A 14,053-nucleotide genomic window follows, 5' to 3' on the forward strand; every position below is an offset into this window, starting at 1 on the left:
CCTACCCCAGTTCGTGCGGCACCCGGGTGCCGCGGATCGTGGTCTCGATCAGTGCCGCGATGTCGTCGGCCGACATGCCCGCGGCCTCGGCGCGCTCCAGCCACGCCACCAGCTCGTCCCGCAGCCGCGCCTGATTGCCCAAGGACGGGCCGGCCAGGCTGCCGGTGACGAACGTGCCCACCCCCGGCCTGCCCTCGGCCAGCCCTTCCAGCACCAGCTCGCGATAGGCCTTGAGCACGGTGTTCGGGTTGATCGCCAGCTGCTGGGCCACTTCGCGCACCTTCGGCAGCTGGTCGCCGGGACGCAGCAGGCCGACCCGCAGCGCCTGCTTCACCTGCACGACGAGCTGCATGTACGTGGCTACCCGCGAGCGGCCGTCGAGGACGAACTCGATCACCCTGCCCACCCTCCTATTGTCTTACGACATTAAGACAACACCCTCGAACGCGGGACTGTCAAGCAGGCGCGGGCGGGCATAGGGTCTCGTCCGGGACTCACACCGGCACCGGGAGGCAGGCATGTCGTTGTTGGACGGGCTCGGCAAGGCGATCGCCGGCGGCGCGATCGAGATCGTCGACCTCACCGCTCCCCTGAGCTCGAGCACGCCGGTTCTGCGGCTGCCGGAGCCGTTCGCCAACACCATCCCGTTCCGGCTGGAGGAGATCAGCCGTTACGACGAGCGCGGCCCGCGGTGGTACTGGAACGACATCCACACCGGCGAGCACACCGGCACCCACCTCGACGTCCCGGTGCACTGGGTGTCCGGAAAGGACGGTCACGACGTCTCGCAGGTGCCACTGAAGTCGCTCGTCGCGCCCGCCGTCGTGCTCGATTTCTCCGCGAAAGCGGCACAGGACCCGGACTTCCTGCTCTCGATCGACGACGTCCAGGCGTGGACGGCCGAACACGGGCCGCTGCCCGACGGCGGCTGGCTGCTCTACCGCACCGGCTGGGACGCGCGCAGCGGCGACCAGGAGGAGTTCCTCAACGCCGACGAAACCGGCTCGCACACGCCGGGCGTCTCGCCGGAGTGCGCGCGGTGGCTCGCCGAGGAAACGCCGATCGCCGGCCTCGGCGTCGAAACCGTCGGCACCGACGCGGGCCAGGCACCCGGGCTCGAGCCGATGTTCCCGTGCCACGAACTCCTGCTGGGCGCGGGCAAGCACGGCCTCACCCAGCTGCAGAACCTGGCTTCGCTGCCGCCGACCGGCGTGCTGCTGGTCGTCTCGCCGCTGCCGATCGTCGGCGGCTCCGGCAGCCCGGCCCGCGTGCTGGCGCTGGTGGAGCGGTGAACGTCGCCGAGGTCGTCGGCCGCACCCTCGCCGGCCTCGGCGCCGGGACGGCGTTCGGCGTGGTGGGCAGCGGCAACTTCGCGGTGACCAACGCGCTGCGCGCGGGTGGCGTCCGGTTCGTCGCCGCCCGGCACGAGGGCGGCGCGGCGAGCATGGCCGACGCCTATGCCCGGGTCAGCGGCAAGGTGTCGGTGCTGTCGCTGCACCAGGGCTGCGGGCTGACCAACGCCATGACCGGGATCGCCGAGGCGGCCAAGAGCCGGACGCCGATGCTCGTGCTCGCCGCCGACTCCGCGGGGGCGTCGGTGCTGTCGAACTTCCGCGTCGACCAGGACGGCCTGGCCGCGGCGGTCGGCGCGGTGCCGGAACGCGTGCACTCGGCCGAGAGCGCGGTCGCCGACACGGTCCGGGCCTTCCGGACCGCGCGGCAGCAGCGCCGGACCGTGGTGCTGAACCTGCCCCTCGACGTCCAGGCACAGCCCGCGACGGCGCAGCCCGCACCGCCGTCGGTTCCGGACCCCGCGCCCGTGCGTCCGGACGCGGGTTCGGTCGCCGAACTGGCGGCGCTGCTGGCCGCGGCCGAGCGGCCGGTGTTCATCGCCGGGCGCGGCGCCCGCGGGAGCCGGGAACCGTTGCGGGCGCTGGCTTCCCGGTGCGGAGCGCTGCTGGCGACGTCCGCCGTCGCGCACGGGCTGTTCCACGGTGACGAGTTCGCGCTGGGCATCTCGGGCGGGTTCTCATCACCGGTGGCCGCCGAGCTGATCACCGGCGCCGACCTGGTCGTCGGCTGGGGGTGCGCGCTGAACATGTGGACCACGCGCCACGGGTCGCTGCTCAGCCCGCACGCGAAGCTCGCGCAGGTCGACGTCGAGCAGGCAGCCCTCGGCGCACACCGCTCCATCGACCTCGGCGTCGTCGGCGACGTCGCCTGCACCGCGTCGGACGTCCTCGCCGTGGCTCAGGAGCGCGAGGGCTACCGGACGAAAGACGTCGCCGCCCGGATCGCGGCCGGGCGCTGGAACGACGTCGAGCACGACGACCTCTCCCGCGGCGGGCGGATCGACCCGCGGACGCTGAGCAAGCTCCTCGACGAGCTGCTGCCCGCGGAACGGATCGTCTCGATCGACTCGGGCAACTTCATGGGTTATCCGAGCGCGTACCTCTCGGTGCCCGACGAACAGGGGTTCTGCTTCACACAGGCGTTCCAGAGCATCGGGCTGGGCCTGGGCACGGCGATCGGCGCGGCACTCGCGCGCCCGGACCGGCTGCCGGTGCTCGGCACCGGCGACGGCGGGCTCCACATGGCACTGTCCGAACTGGACACCGCAGTCCGGCTCGGCCTGCCGCTGGTCGTGATCGTCTACAACGACGCCGCCTACGGCGCGGAGATCCACCACTTCGGCGACGCCGACATGACCACGGTCCGGTTCCCCGACTCCGACTTCGCCGCCATCGGCCGCGGTTTCGGCTGCGCCGGGGTGACGGTCCGGTCCGCCGAAGACCTCTTCGCCGTGCGCGAATGGCTCGCGAGACCGCGCACCGCGCCCCTGGTGATCGACGCGAAGATCGCCGACGACGGCGGTTCGTGGTGGCTGGCGGAGGCGTTCCGGCACTGACCCGCCCTTGACAGCGGCCCGGGCGGGGCTGGATGCTGACCGAGTTGTCCTATAGTCGTAGGTCAATAGGTTATCTCTGGGGAGCTGTCATGCGCTTGGTCAAGACCGTCCCGGCCGTGCTCGCGGCCGCCACGCTGGTGGCCGCACCCGCGGACGCGGGTCAACCGCGACCGCCATCCGATCCCGTCGGCGCCCTGCTCGCCGCCTTCGACACCCATTCGATCGTCGCGAAGTCCAGCCCGGACCCCGGGCCGTTCGTCTTCGACCTCGTCCGCGACCCACGCTTCCCGGGCCGCGTGAACGACATCGTCGTGGAGTGCGGGAATTCGCTTCTCCAGCCGATGCTGGACACCTACATCGCGGGCGGCGACGTCCCGGACATCAGTCACGTCTGGCGGGACACGACCCAGCCGAGCTGCGGGTTCTCGCTGTTCTACGAACAGCTCTTCGCTTTGGTGCGGCAGGTCGACACCAAGCTGCCGGCCGAGCGGAAGATCCGCGTGCTGGCGGGTGACCCGCCCATCGACTGGAGCCGGATCCACAGCGCGGCGGACATGGAACCGTTCCACGACCGCGACGCGTCGATCACGTCGGTGGTGAAGACGCAGGTGCTGCGGAAGCACCGCAAGGCACTGATGTTGTTCGGGCTGGGGCACTTGAAGCACGACGGCGGCAGCGCCGCGGTGGCGCAGCTGGAACGCGAGTACCCGGGTGCGGCGTACGTCATCGCCGATCACTACGGGTTCACCTCGGACAACGCCCGCCTGGAACAGCGTCTGGGTTCGTGGCCGTCGCTGACGCCGATCAAGGGCTCCTGGCTGGGCACGCTCGACACGGCGTACTTCCCGACGAACCGCGAGTACCCGCCCGGCAGCAAGGGTTTCCCCGGCGTGGACGCGTACCTGTACCAAGGTCCCGTCGATCTCTTGCTGCGCGAACCGATGTCGGCCCGCACGCTCCTCGACACCGATTACCTGAACGAACTCCGCCGGCGGGCGACCGCGATCGACGCGCCGCCGGACTCGCTGGAGTGGCCGGAGACGTTCTTCGAGCGGGAACGCACGTCCGGGGTCCTGCTGCGCGGCTAGCCGGGCTGCCAGTCGAAGGGGCGGCGAGCGAGCGCCAGGGCGAGGGCGCTCGCGACGCCGAGGACGCCGGCCCCGAGGAGGACGCCGGTGATGCCGATGAGGCCGGCGGTGGTGCCGGCGAGTGCGGTGAAGACGATGATGCAGATGTCCTGGCCGCTGCGGGTGACGCCGATGAGGCGGCCGTGGAGGTGGCGTGGGGCGCCCTCGTGGAGGGTGGCCAGGAGGATGATGTTGAGGACGTTCCAGGCCCAGCCCCCGGCGGCCCGCAGGAAGACGGCGAGAGCGAGCCAGGGAACGGCGGGCAGGAGGCCGAGCGCCAGCCCGGCGACGGCGTGGCAGGCGACGGTGGACCACTTCGCCGAGGCCCGGCGGCGGAGCAGGCCGACGGTGAAGCCGCCGAGAATGGCACCGACGGCGGTGAAGGTGCTGAGGATGCCGTAGCCGCGCGGCCCGCTGTGCAGGAATTCCGTGGCGTAGACGACCACGAGGGTGTTGCTCGTGCCGAGGATGACGCCGATGACGCACTGCACCAGGAAGGACGTGCGGACGGCGGGTGTGCGCCGGGCGTAGGCGACGATGCCGGTCGCCGTCGCCGTCTCCTCGCGATGAACCCGGCTGCCCGCCGGCAGCGCCACGAACGTCGCCGCGGCGGAAAAGACGAAGGTGGCGGCGTCGATCAGGTAGGCGCCACGGGTGTGCCCGAGGGCGACGAGAGTGCCGGCGAGGAAGGGCGCGGCGAGCTGGCCGAGCCGCCGGGTGGACATGATGACGGCGTTGGCCCGCAGGAACGAACCGGGTTCGGTGAGCGGGATGCAGGCTTGCTGCCCGACGAGCAGCGCCCGCCCGCTGGCCCCGACGACCAGCGCGAGCGCGGCAACGGCCGGAAGCGCGGTGGCGTAGGCGAAGACGACGACGAGCGCGGCGGTGGCGAGGTTGCCGAGGACGAGCCAAGCCCGCGCGGGGAGCCAGTCCACCAGCGTGCCACCGGCGATCGCCCCGACCAGGTTCCCCACGCTGAAGGCGACGAGGACGAAGCCGACGGTACGAGCGGACCCGGTCGAGACGTACAGGCCGGCGACGAACGCCACGAAGAACAGGACATCGCCGAACTCGGCCACCCCGGCGCCGACGGCCAGAGCGGCCACCCGGGAGTTGACGGGTTTGCGGGCCGGCGGAGCGGACGCCGTCATGCCGGGGACTTTCCACCGCTGATCAGGGCTCTTGCCGTGCCGGCTGGCGGATGACCGGTGTTTTCCGGGCTTGGGTCAGCGACGGTGCGGTTGGACACGGGCGAGCCCCCCTCGTTGGTCGGCACGTGTTCTTCGCCCTTCCCATGCTGCAGACGAAGTCCGTCCCCTTCAACCTCGACGGGTTCGGGGAGGTTCAGACCGGCGTGGGTGTAGGCCCGTAGCCGTGTGGCTGCGGGCCTGTCCCGTGTTCGGTTATGCCGCGAAGGGCAGGGGTTGGTGGAGGTTGTTGCGGCTTCGGCCGCGGAGATCGTTCCGGTGTCGCTCAGCAGCGCGGTACCGAGACCCGACTTCAAGTCTGCGAGGGAGATCGCGACCATGACGTGGGCTCGTTCCCCGGCCTGCATGGGCAGGTCCGGGGTGTTTCAACGCCAGGTCGATGGCGTCGGAGAAGGCGTCGCCGTAGCGTTCCCGCGGCGACCGCAGATCCGGGCCCTCGCCGCTGCTGCGACGCTGAGCAAGCGAGTCCAGCAAAGCGCTGGCCCGGGCACCGGCCTCGTCATCCAGCCTGCCGCTGACCTCCCAGATCCCGGTCCGCTTACGCCGCAGCGAGAGTTCCAGGGCAGGGGTGGTGGGTTCGGTGTCGTCGGGTTCGGGACCATCGGGGTCGAGGTGGGCCAGGATCCGGGCCCCAAGGGCGGCGACCTGCCGATGCCTGACCTCCTCCGCGAAGTCCAGCAGGTGCTGTTCGGCGCCGTCGCGGTGTTCGGATGGGATGTCTTGCAGCACGCCGACGATCACATCGATCATCGGATTACTCAGCCGCCCCGACCGAGCCACCACCCCGGTCGCCGCGGCCACTGCCGGGATCGGGGTGCCGTCAAGATTGCGGCCGGGATTGACCGCCCGGGCCCGTCTCACCATCCGCTCAGCCAACGATCTCGGAACATCCGCCAGATGCTCAAGCAACCGAGGCACGGACCGGTAACCAAACAACTCCAACACACCCCGCTGCTCAATCTCCACCAACACCGCACCCAACTCCGCTTCCGCAGACCGCACAGCCGCCAGCAACGAACCGACACGGTCAGCCAAAGCCACCGCCTCGTCCCGCCACATCGCACGTCCGGTCATAACCCCATGATCACCAACAATCGAACACCTGTCATCACACGATCAGGTGCCAATCAAGCAGAAGCGCCACCGCTACAGAACACCCCACGAGAAAGACGGCAGAGAGACTCGGTGCGTGGGGAATCGGCGCCGGCGACCACAAACACAAGCAACCACAGCAAAGCGCCGATTTCCCACGCCACAGCGAAGCCGTCATCTTGAAAACCCAGGAACAGCATGCGAAACCCAAACGTTGGCCTCGACATAGACGGCATAGTCGGAAGAGACGAGGACAGGAGCCAGCGCCCCGGGGACCTCGACAGGACCAGGACGGTCGAAGGGCAACCCGGTCCACCGCCGCCAGTCGGAGAGAGGCGCCTGAACAGTAGCCGAACAAGGCGCAACACCACAGATACGCCCACCGGCCCGGACATGGGTACGCAGCCAGCGATCGACAGGCAGGCCATCAGGTCGTGTCCGTGCGACGTAAGAAGACATGGACATCAAGGGCACCGAAGCCTTGTCCGGCGGCCGAACGGGAATAACGAGCGACCCAAGCCCAGCAGCGGCGACGGCCTGCCGCATCCCCTCGAGCACAGTGCGGGAGTGCCCACGACCCAGATGGTCCGGATGCACGGCGATCTCCAAGGCACAAGCCGTATCCGGATCGACACCGTCGAGCGCATCCTCGGCGGCCCACACGACAACCTCGTCCCACCCGCGGGCAGGGAACGGCGAGCGCGAGCGGAACGGCACCATGATCCCCCGCGCGACGGGCTCATCGCCCTCGAGCAACGCCACGACCAGGTGCGGCCACCGGCGCGCCACCCGGCGGCCGCGCACCAGCAGGCTCGTGAGGCTGCCTGCCATGAACCGCGGGGAATCCGGCGGGTACGGGATCGCGTAGACGGCCTCGGCGAGGTCAGGACGCTGGGCCAGCGTGACGAGCACGTCAGCTCCCCCGCGACCAGGATTCCAGGGCGATCAGCGTCTTCGTGCCGGTCACCTGGTGGTGCCGCCGGATCTCGTCGATCGTCTTCTGCAGGTGCGCCATGTCGCGGACGCGCAGCCACACCAGCGCGTCCGGGTCGCCGGCGATCGTGAACACCGCCTGCGCCTCCGGCATGCGGGTGGTCGTGTGCAGGATCTCGTCGACCTTCGTGTTGCCGACGAACCGCAGCTCGGTGAACGCCTCGATCCCCCAGCCCAGCTTCGCGTGGTCGACCTGGACCGTGAACCCGGTGATCACCCCGGTCTCCCGAAGCCGGTCGATGCGCCGCTTGACCGCTGCCGTCGAGAGCGTGACGCGGCCCGCGATGTCGGACAGCGTCCGGCGGGCGTCTTCACGTAGCAGGCCGAGGATCTCGTGGTCGGTCGCGTCGAGCAGCTCTTCAGGCATGCGTCACAGCGTAGTCGCACGCAAAAAAAAGCGGCAAACGCAATAGTAGCCAAAAGAAGTTTGCGTCCGAAGCGCCAAAACGACACGGCCTGTTGCGCGGCTGTGGCGCACGTCGCATCGTGCCGGAAACGAGGCGAAGGGAGCCGCGCCGTGGAGACGTTCACGCTGGAGGACCGCTACCTGCGGGAAGCGGGGACCGTGCACCTGACCGGGGTCCAAGCCCTGGTCCGGCTGCTGTTCGACCGCGTCCGCCACGACCGCGCCCGCGGCGGCGACCCCGCCGTGTTCGTCTCGGGCTACGAAGGCTCGCCGCTGGCCGGGTACGACCTCGAACTCGCCCGCCGCGCGACGCTGCTCGAGAAGCACGACGTCGTGCACCGGCCCGGGCTCAACGAAGAGCTGGCCGCGACGTCGGTCATGGGCAGCCAGCTCGTCGCGGGCGCCGGCGGCAAACGGGGTGTCACCGGGTTCTGGTACGGCAAGGCGCCCGGCCTCGACCGGGCCACCGACGCCCTCCGCCACGCCAACCTGGCCGGCACCGACCCGCGCGGCGGCGCGGTCGCGCTCGTCGGCGACGACCCCAACGCGAAGTCCTCGACCGTGCCCTGCGCATCCGAGCTCGCCCTCGCCGATCTCGCGATCCCGGTCTTCTTCCCCGCCGACTCAAGCGACGTCCTCGACCTCGGGATGCACGCGGTCGAGCTGTCGCGGGCCAGCGGGTTGTGGACGTCACTGAAGATCGTCGCGAACGTCGCCGACGCGTCCGGCACCGCGACCGTCAATCCACAGTGGAACGCACCGGAGATCGGCAAGGGCTACCGGCACACGCCGACGTCGCGGCTGCTCGGCAAGAGCCTCGCCGAGCTGGAACGCAGCCTCTTCACCGTCCGGCTGCCCCTGGTCACGGAGTACCTGCGGGCAAGCAAGATCAACCGGATCACCGCCCGCGGACCCGCCGACCGGATCGGCATCGTCTCCGCCGGGAAGTCCTTTTTGGACGTCCGGCAGGCCCTGCGCGCCCTCGGCCTGAACGAGGAAACGCTCAAGAAGTACGGCATCCGCGTACTCAAGCTCGGTGCGATCCACCCCCTCGAGCCGGCCATCGTCCGCGAGTTCGCCGACGGCCTCGAGGAGATCGTCGTCGTCGAGGAGAAGCGCGCGTTCGTCGAAACCGCGCTCAAGGAGATCCTCTACGGCGTTCCCGGGGCGCCGAGGATCACCGGCAAGAAGGACCTCGACGGCCGGACGCTGTTCACCGAGCTCGGCGAGCTGGACCCGGACGGCATCGCCGCCGGCCTGGCCAAACGCCTGCCCGCGGGCATTCCGCCGGTCGAGGCGTACCGGGGACGCCGTCGCCGCGAGCGCATCTCGGTGCCGCTGCTCGCGCGGACGCCGTACTTCTGCTCGGGCTGCCCGCACAACTCGTCGACGAAGGTCCCGGAAGGCACGCTGGTCGGCGGCGGCATCGGCTGCCACACCATGGCCTTGTTCATGGAGCCGGACCAGGTCGGCACCGTCCTCGGCGTGACGCAGATGGGCGGCGAGGGCACCCAGTGGATCGGCATGGCGCCGTTCGTCGAGGCCGAGCACTTCGTCCAGAACATCGGCGACGGCACGTTCACGCACTCCGGCAGTCTCGCCGTGCGCGCGGCGGTCGCCGCCGGGGTCAACGTCACGTACAAGCTGCTCTACAACTCCGCCGTGGCGATGACCGGCGGCCAGGACGCCGTCGGCGGGCTGCCGGTCGAGAAGGTCGCGGAACTGCTGCTCGTCGAAGGCGCGAAGCGGGTCGTGATCACCACCGACGCCCCGGCGAAGCGCCGCAAGCTGCCCGCCGGTGTCGAGGTCCGCGACCGCTCGGAACTGCTGGCCACGCAAGAGGAACTGGCCGCGATCAAGGGCGTCACCGTGCTCATCCACGAGCAGGAGTGCGCGGCCGAGAAGCGCCGGAAACGCCGTCGCGGCAAGCAGGCCGCGCCCGCGACGCGCGTGGTGATCAACGAGCGCGTCTGCGAGGGCTGCGGCGACTGCGGCACCAAGTCGAACTGCCTGTCCGTGCAGCCGGTGACGACCGAGTTCGGCCGCAAGACCGCGATCCACCAGTCGTCGTGCAACGTCGACTACTCGTGCCTCGCCGGCGACTGCCCGTCGTTCGTCACCGTCGTGCCGACCGGGCGCAAGCAGCGCCGGAAGCTCGCCGACCTGGCCGCCGACGCCGTCCCGGCGCCGCCGATGGAGAAGCAGGACTTCACCGTCCGGATCACCGGTATCGGCGGCACGGGCGTGGTCACCGTGACGCAGATCCTCGCCACCGCCGCGGTGCTCGACGGACGGCACGTCCGCACGCTCGACCAGACCGGGCTCGCGCAGAAGGGCGGCGCGGTCGTCTCCGACCTGAAGGTGACGGCGGAACTCCTCGAGCAGGCCCCGAAGCTCGCCACCGCGGAATGCGACCTCTACCTGGCGTGCGACGCGCTCGTCGGGGCGGACGCGGCGAACCTCGCCGTGGCCGATCCGGCCCGCACGACCGCGGTCGTCTCCACCACCGAGGTCCCGACCGGCCGCATGGTCGTCGACACGACGGTGTCCTTCCCCGACCCCGGCAGCGTCCTCGCGCCCATCGACGCCGCCGCCTCGCGCACGGTTTCGCTGGACGCCCGCGGCCTGGCCGAGACGCTCTTCGACGACGACCAGTTCGCCAACGTGCTGCAGCTGGGCGCCGCCTACCAGACCGGGGCCATCCCGCTCCCGGCCGCCGCCATCGAGCGGGCGATCGAGCTCAACGGCACCGCGGTCGCGGCGAACCTGCAGGCGTTCCGCCGAGGGCGTCAGCTCGTCGCCGCCCCGGAAGCGCTGACGACCCGCCCCGCACCACCGCGTCCGGTCGCGCAGCCCGCCGCGCGGGCGCTGGTGCACGCCGAGGCCGGCTCCGAACTGGCGCGGCTGCTCGACATCCGGGTCCCCGACCTGGTCACCTACCAGGACGAGGCCTACGCCCGCGCGTACGCCGAATTCGTCGAGCAGGTGCGAGTGCTGGAGGACGGGCCGACGGAGATCACCGAAGCCGTCGCGAAGCACCTGTACAAGCTGATGGCGTACAAGGACGAGTACGAGGTCGCCCGGCTTTCGCTGGACCCGGCGTTCACCGCCGGGCTCGAGGAGGAGTTCGGCGACGGCACGCGGTACGCCTTCCGGCTGCACCCGCCGGTGCTGCGGGCGCTCGGGATGCGGCGCAAGGTCGGCCTCGGCCCGTGGTTCCGGCCGGCTTTCCGGCTGCTGCACGCGCTGCGGCGGCTGCGCGGCACCCGCTTCGACCCGTTCGGCCGGGCGCACGTGCGGCGGGTCGAGCGCGAGCTGATCGACGACTACCGCAGCGTCGTCCTGAAGGCCCTGAAGGACGTCGACCGGGAGCGGGTGCTGGCGCTCGCCGAACTCCCGGACGTCGTGCGCGGCTACGAGGACGTCAAGCTGGCGAACGTGGCCCGGTACCGCGAGCGGCAGGCCGAACTCCTCACGCGCGCAGGTAACTGAGCATCGACTGGGTTTCGTCGGGGACGCGCAGCTTCGCGCTGACGTCCCCGGCGTGCCGCCGCGCGGCTTCGGTGCCGATGCCGAGCAGCCGTCCGATCGTCGGCACCGAATGGCCTTCGGCCAGCAGCGCCACGACCTCGCGTTCGCGCTCGGTGAGCGTCGCCACCGGGTCGCCGGGCCGTGGCCGGGACAGCTGGACCGCGACGACGTCCCGGTCCAGCACCGTGCCTCCGGCGGCGACGCGCCGCAGCGCGTCGAGGAACTCGTCGGGCTTGCCGACCCGCTCCTTCAGCAGGTAACCCGCTCCCCCGCCGCCGGCGGCCAGGAGGTCACCCGCGTAGCCGTCTTCGACGAACGCCGAAAGCGCGAGGATCGCCAGCCCCGGCATCCGGCGGCGTGCCTCGAGGGCGGCGCGGAGTCCTTCGTCGGTGAACGTCGGCGGCATCCGGACGTCGACGACGGCCAGGTCCGGCGCCTCCGCCTCGACCGAAGCCACCAGCTCGCCGGGGTGGTCCACAGCGGCGACGACGTCGAAGCCCTCGCTGCTCAGGAGCAGCACCAGCCCCTCCCGCAGCAGGGCGTCGTCCTCCGCGATCACGATGCGCACGGCGGCTGCCTCCTCGCGTCCACGTGGTCTCCCCTGCCTGGATGCACGGACGCGGGGACGGAACCGTTCAGCTGTCCGCGGACCAGCCGCTCAGCCGGGTCAGCAGGCGCTCGAGCACCTGCGGGTCCGCGGCCACCGGCTCGCCGGAGACCGGCTCGTCGACCAGGGTCCGGCGGTCCTGCCGCCGCGGCAGGCGCACCTGCCGCGCGGTCATCCCGCCCGGGAGCGGCAGTTCGCACCACGTGGTGCGGCCGCCGCCGTCGGCGGGCGAGACGCCCACCCGCTCGCCGAGCCGGGCCTGCGGTTCCGGCCGTCCGGGCACGTCGTCGTCGACCTCGATCGAGAGCACCTCGGCGTGCAGCCGCAGCCGCAGCGTGACGAACGCGGGCGCCTTCGGGTCACTGGCCTCGATCACGGCCCCGACCAGCCGTTTCGCGGTGCCGGTCACCTGCTCCAGCATCGGCAGGAGTGACCAGTCGGTGAGAATCAGGCGGACGAACAGTTCCGTCACCGGCAGCGCGCTGGGCTGCGCGACGAGCCGGATGTCGTCCATCTGGGAGGTGTGCGCGCTCAAACCCGACCTTCCTCGCCCAGGTGCGGCCTGTGCCGCGCCGTGTCAGTCCGCCCGCCGCGGCACGGTACCGCCCGGGCCGGGCGTTGCTACCGTCGGGGCCATGGGTGAGCCGGCCGAGGACGAGGCACTACGCACCGAACGGCTGCTCGACGCGCAGGCGAAGGCGGTCGAGCTGTTCGCGGAGGTCGCCGAACGCGGCATCCTCGCCCCGGGTGTCCGGGAGACGGAGGCGAGCGACGCGATCCGCGACCTGGCCGGTGACCTGCTCGGCATCCGCCGCTACTGGCACAAGCGGATCGTCCGGGCCGGGGTCAACACGCTGCGGCCGTACCGCGAGAACCCGCCGGACCGCGTCCTCGGCGAAGACGACATCGCGTTCGCCGACTTCGGCCCGATCTTCGAGGACTGGGAAGCGGACTTCGGCCGGACGTTCGTGCTGGGCGGCGACCCCGTCAAGCACCGGCTGCGTGACGCCTTGCCACGGGTGTTCGACGCCGGCCGCGCGTACTTCGCCGCGCGGCCGGACATCACGGGTGCCGAGCTGTACGCGCACATGGTGGAGCTGGCGCGGGAGGCGGGCTGGGAGTTCGGCGGCGAGATCGCGGGCCACCTGGTCGGGCAGTTCCCGCACGAGACGATCGACGGCGCCCGCATCGAGTCCTACATCGCCCCCGGCAGCGACGGCCCGATGCGGCGCCCGGACTCGGCCGGGCACGCGTCCCACTGGATCCTCGAGGTGCACCTCGTGGACCGGGAGCTGGGCATCGGCGGGTTCTTCGAGCAGCTCCTGGACATCGGGCCGAGCGCCGCGGACTCCTGACCGCCGCGCCCCGAGCGCCCCAATGTGGCGTTCGGTGCGTCCAGCGCACCCAATGTGGCGTTCGGTGCGTTGGACGCAACCAACGCCACATTGGGGCGTTTGAAGCCGGTCAGACGCGGGCCGGGACCCACAGCTCGTCGATGGCGCGTTCCGCCGCCGCGAGGCTCTCCTCGGCCAGGGGGATGAGTTCCGCCATCCCCGGGCGGACCGGCGCCAGCGTCAGCTCCGCCGTGATGAACCGCGGCTCCAGGCCGGTCAGCGAGACGCCGTGGGGCAGCCACTGCTGGGCGTGGTCCCAGCCTTCGCGGGGCGTGCCGTCGCCGTACCCGCCGCCGCGGGAGGCCAGCACGATGAACTCGCGGCCGCCGAGCAGGCCGGTGTAGGTCTCGTGGTCGACCGACAGCCCCGGGGCGATGAGGTGGTCGACCCACGTCTTGACGCTGCTCGGCGCCCCGAAGTTGTACAGCGGCAGGCCCAGCAGCACCGTGTCGGCCGCCTTCACCTCGCCGACGAGCTCGACGGTCCGGGCCCACCTCGCCGCCTGCTCCGGGGTGTGCTGCTCCGGCGGGATCCGGTCGGCAAGGCCGCCGGCCGCGTCGAGGTGGGGCAACGGGTTCGCGCCCAGGTCGCGGTAGGTGACCGTGCCGTCCGGGTGCGCGGCCCGCCACGCCGCCGCGGCCCGCGCGGTGAGCCGGCGGCTCACCGAACCGTCGCCCTGGATGCTCGAGTCGATGTGGAGGAGATGCGCCATGTCGTTAGCCGTCCATATATCGTTGATGTAGGGCAAACTATTAATAGCACATCGACTATTGCCGTGCCCATATAC

At 71.1% G+C, this 14,053-nt stretch carries 13 protein-coding genes; 5 read left to right on the plus strand and 8 right to left on the minus strand.

Annotation, left to right across the window (positions count from 1 at the left end):
• Window position 1 precedes the first annotated feature (1 nt).
• The gene (locus AB0G28_RS24380; protein ID WP_361093200.1) at window positions 2-397 is read right to left on the minus strand and encodes a GntR family transcriptional regulator; all 396 of its coding nucleotides are present in this window, start codon (window positions 395-397) and stop codon (window positions 2-4) included.
• Window positions 398-518: 121 nt separating this feature from the next.
• On the opposite strand from AB0G28_RS24380, the gene AB0G28_RS24385 reads away from it, so the two are divergent.
• From AB0G28_RS24385 to AB0G28_RS24395, 3 genes are all read left to right on the plus strand, one after another.
• The gene (locus tag AB0G28_RS24385; protein WP_361093057.1) at window positions 519-1,292 is read left to right on the plus strand and encodes a cyclase family protein; all 774 of its coding nucleotides are present in this window, start codon (window positions 519-521) and stop codon (window positions 1,290-1,292) included.
• Complete coding sequence (locus AB0G28_RS24390) at window positions 1,289-2,908, plus strand: thiamine pyrophosphate-binding protein (RefSeq protein WP_361093060.1); 1,620 nt, start codon at window positions 1,289-1,291, stop codon at window positions 2,906-2,908. Before AB0G28_RS24385 ends, AB0G28_RS24390 begins: the two co-directional genes overlap by 4 nt.
• Before the next feature lie 89 nt (window positions 2,909-2,997).
• A complete protein-coding gene (locus AB0G28_RS24395) occupies window positions 2,998-3,996 on the plus strand; it encodes a hypothetical protein (protein WP_361093063.1) in 999 nt (332 codons plus the stop codon).
• Here AB0G28_RS24395 and AB0G28_RS24400 read toward each other — a convergent pair.
• The 4 genes from AB0G28_RS24400 to AB0G28_RS24415 all read right to left on the minus strand — a co-directional run bounded on the left by AB0G28_RS24400 (window position 3,993) and on the right by AB0G28_RS24415 (window position 7,695).
• The gene (locus AB0G28_RS24400; protein ID WP_361093066.1) at window positions 3,993-5,186 is read right to left on the minus strand and encodes an MFS transporter; all 1,194 of its coding nucleotides are present in this window, start codon (window positions 5,184-5,186) and stop codon (window positions 3,993-3,995) included. The two genes, AB0G28_RS24395 and AB0G28_RS24400, sit on opposite strands and share 4 nt — an antisense overlap.
• A gap of 252 nt (window positions 5,187-5,438) precedes the next feature.
• Window positions 5,439-6,317, minus strand: a complete 879-nt coding sequence (locus AB0G28_RS24405) for a DUF222 domain-containing protein (protein WP_361093069.1) — start codon at window positions 6,315-6,317, stop codon at window positions 5,439-5,441.
• 192 nt (window positions 6,318-6,509) lie between these two features.
• Window positions 6,510-7,247 (minus strand): hypothetical protein, encoded by a 738-nt coding sequence (locus AB0G28_RS24410; protein WP_361093072.1) that lies wholly within the window; start codon window positions 7,245-7,247, stop codon window positions 6,510-6,512.
• Window position 7,248: 1 nt separating this feature from the next.
• Complete coding sequence (locus tag AB0G28_RS24415; RefSeq protein WP_361093075.1) at window positions 7,249-7,695, minus strand: Lrp/AsnC family transcriptional regulator; 447 nt, start codon at window positions 7,693-7,695, stop codon at window positions 7,249-7,251.
• A gap of 150 nt (window positions 7,696-7,845) precedes the next feature.
• On the opposite strand from AB0G28_RS24415, the gene AB0G28_RS24420 reads away from it, so the two are divergent.
• The gene (locus AB0G28_RS24420; protein ID WP_361093078.1) at window positions 7,846-11,226 is read left to right on the plus strand and encodes an indolepyruvate ferredoxin oxidoreductase family protein; all 3,381 of its coding nucleotides are present in this window, start codon (window positions 7,846-7,848) and stop codon (window positions 11,224-11,226) included.
• Here AB0G28_RS24420 and AB0G28_RS24425 read toward each other — a convergent pair.
• Both AB0G28_RS24425 and AB0G28_RS24430 read right to left on the minus strand, forming a co-directional pair.
• Window positions 11,207-11,833: a response regulator gene (locus AB0G28_RS24425; protein WP_361093081.1), complete on the minus strand. Its 627-nt coding sequence runs from the start codon at window positions 11,831-11,833 to the stop codon at window positions 11,207-11,209. The genes AB0G28_RS24420 and AB0G28_RS24425 overlap by 20 nt on opposite strands.
• A 67-nt stretch (window positions 11,834-11,900) precedes the next feature.
• Window positions 11,901-12,407, minus strand: coding sequence for an ATP-binding protein (locus tag AB0G28_RS24430; protein ID WP_361093084.1), 507 nt, complete (start codon window positions 12,405-12,407; stop codon window positions 11,901-11,903).
• A gap of 100 nt (window positions 12,408-12,507) precedes the next feature.
• Here AB0G28_RS24430 and AB0G28_RS24435 point away from each other — a divergent pair, with 100 nt between their 5' ends.
• A complete protein-coding gene (locus AB0G28_RS24435) occupies window positions 12,508-13,227 on the plus strand; it encodes a M24 family metallopeptidase (RefSeq protein WP_361093087.1) in 720 nt (239 codons plus the stop codon).
• Between the two features lie 109 nt (window positions 13,228-13,336).
• Here AB0G28_RS24435 and AB0G28_RS24440 read toward each other — a convergent pair whose 3' ends face one another.
• Window positions 13,337-13,978, minus strand: a complete 642-nt coding sequence (locus AB0G28_RS24440) for an NAD(P)H-dependent oxidoreductase (protein ID WP_361093090.1) — start codon at window positions 13,976-13,978, stop codon at window positions 13,337-13,339.
• Window positions 13,979-14,053: the final 75 nt, after the last annotated feature.

The organism is Amycolatopsis sp. NPDC021455 (assembly GCF_040640995.1).
Lineage (GTDB): Bacteria > Actinomycetota > Actinomycetes > Mycobacteriales > Pseudonocardiaceae > Amycolatopsis.

Excerpts from the sequence above, each read along its gene's own strand:
- AB0G28_RS24415 (WP_361093075.1), bottom strand. The coding sequence starts at position 7,695 with ATGCCTGAAGAGCTGCTCGACGCGACCGACCACGAGATCCTCGGCCTG.
- AB0G28_RS24440 (WP_361093090.1), bottom strand. The coding sequence starts at position 13,978 with ATGGCGCATCTCCTCCACATCGACTCGAGCATCCAGGGCGACGGTTCG.
- AB0G28_RS24435 (WP_361093087.1), top strand. The coding sequence starts at position 12,508 with ATGGGTGAGCCGGCCGAGGACGAGGCACTACGCACCGAACGGCTGCTC.
- AB0G28_RS24400 (WP_361093066.1), bottom strand. The coding sequence starts at position 5,186 with ATGACGGCGTCCGCTCCGCCGGCCCGCAAACCCGTCAACTCCCGGGTG.
- AB0G28_RS24385 (WP_361093057.1), top strand. The coding sequence starts at position 519 with ATGTCGTTGTTGGACGGGCTCGGCAAGGCGATCGCCGGCGGCGCGATC.
- AB0G28_RS24395 (WP_361093063.1), top strand. The coding sequence starts at position 2,998 with ATGCGCTTGGTCAAGACCGTCCCGGCCGTGCTCGCGGCCGCCACGCTG.
- AB0G28_RS24405 (WP_361093069.1), bottom strand. The coding sequence starts at position 6,317 with ATGACCGGACGTGCGATGTGGCGGGACGAGGCGGTGGCTTTGGCTGAC.